The 1,674-nt window shown below is 34.3% G+C and carries 1 protein-coding gene and 1 pseudogene; both read left to right on the top strand.

What is annotated here, in order from left to right; all coding sequences use genetic code 11:
• Positions 1 to 108: 108 nt before the first annotated feature.
• Positions 109 to 996, top strand: coding sequence for an adenine-specific DNA-methyltransferase (gene yhdJ / locus PX636_RS09380; protein ID WP_012268064.1), 888 nt, complete (start codon positions 109 to 111; stop codon positions 994 to 996).
• Positions 977 to 1,674: pseudogene (locus PX636_RS09375) on the top strand (restriction endonuclease); the annotation flags it as partial. The gene yhdJ and the pseudogene PX636_RS09375, both read left to right, overlap by 20 nt.

The following is a 1,674-nucleotide window of genomic DNA, read 5'->3' as shown; positions in this document are numbered from 1 at the left end:
TACTTCATCTTTATGAGAAAGTCTGTCAATTATCCTAATTGCTAAGGAGGTTAAAAATTGAGACATTTCCTAGTAAAAATCTAACTACTTTAAATTGAAAAAATGATCATGTTTAAACGATACGAAGCTGATGAGCAAGTTATATTTCATGGTGATTCTTTGCCGATTTTATCCAGTGAGATTGCCTCTAATTCTGTAGATCTAATTTTTCTCGATCCTCCCTATAATATAGGTAAGCACTTTGCCGATTTTTACGACAAATGGGAATCGGAAAATGATTATATAAATTGGGCAAATCAAATTCTTGATCAGTGTCTTCGTATCTTGAAACCCCAGGGAACATTATATGTTATGGCCAGCACTCAAGCAATGCCTTACTTTGATCTTTACTTAAGACAAAAAATGACGATTCTTAGTCGCATTATCTGGCATTATGATAGTTCAGGAGTACAAGCAACAAAATACTTTGGTTCGATGTATGAACCAATACTTCACTGTGTGAAAGATAAAAATAATTACACTTTTAATTCAAAGGATATTAAGATAGAAGCAAAAACCGGAGCAAAACGAAAACTAATTGATTATAGAAAAGCGATTCCGAGTCAATACAATACAGAGAAAGTACCGGGCAATGTCTGGTATTTCCCTAGGGTAAGATATCGCATGGATGAATACGAAAATCATCCCTCACAAAAACCTGAATCATTGCTAGAAAGAATTATTTTGGCCAGCACTGACAAGAGTGGAATTGTGCTTGATCCCTTTGCAGGAACTTTTACAGCTGCAGCTGTAGCTAAACGTTTGGGAAGAATTTCTATTAGTATAGAATCGCAAGAGGAGTATTTAAAAATTGGTCTTCGACGGATTCTCGGATGGCAAGAATACAAGGAAGAAAAGTTACTACCACCTCAAAAAAGCTATAGTAGAAAAAGCGAAAATAAACAAGAATCTAACTTTGTACAGGAGAGTCTTTTCGATGTCGATAGTCAAGCATGAATTCACCAAGATAATTATTAAAATTATCGATAATTACTTTCCCAATCAGGGAAATAGCATTTTAAATGCTAGTGAGTTATTGCAATATTTGAACATTAAAACTAGAGCCGCTAATCGAGGTTCTAAATCCCGAGCAGGATTGGCTAACCATTATGCCATTTATGTTTTAGTGGAAGACTATATTAATAATGAGTTTCATCTTAAGGATGGATACGACGAGTATCAAGGCGCTCAGTATATGACACTTTTTCGCAGGCAAAGGGAGCTTCCTTTTGGCAATAAATTACAAAATCATGCTCTCAATCATCGATTAAATCAGGAATTTAACAAGTATTTTCCCACTTTATCTTATCTGCCGATAATTAGAGATGTTAAAACCAATAGATACTGGATTAATGAGAATTTAATTAAGTTTTCTCTAGAGGGTAATCAAGTTAATATTGCCCTGGTAATTATAGATATAATTGATGCCTATGTGCAAACAAGACAAAAAGCATTTAATCAATTTATCAGCTATTGTCAACAGATGATTGATATTCAACAGCAAGATCCCCAGAAAGCCATTGAATTTATTCGGAGTTTACTCAGACCAAACATTGATGCTAGAGTTTTTGAGATTGTCAGTTATGCAATTCTTAAAGAGTATTATGGGGAACGGAAAATATATTGGGGATGGTC

It is taken from the genome of Microcystis sp. M53598_WE2 (genome assembly GCF_030067735.1).
Classification (GTDB): Bacteria; Cyanobacteriota; Cyanobacteriia; order Cyanobacteriales; family Microcystaceae; genus Microcystis; species Microcystis aeruginosa.
Note: the sequence above shows the minus strand (reverse complement) of the source record. Positions and strands in the feature narration are given on the sequence as shown.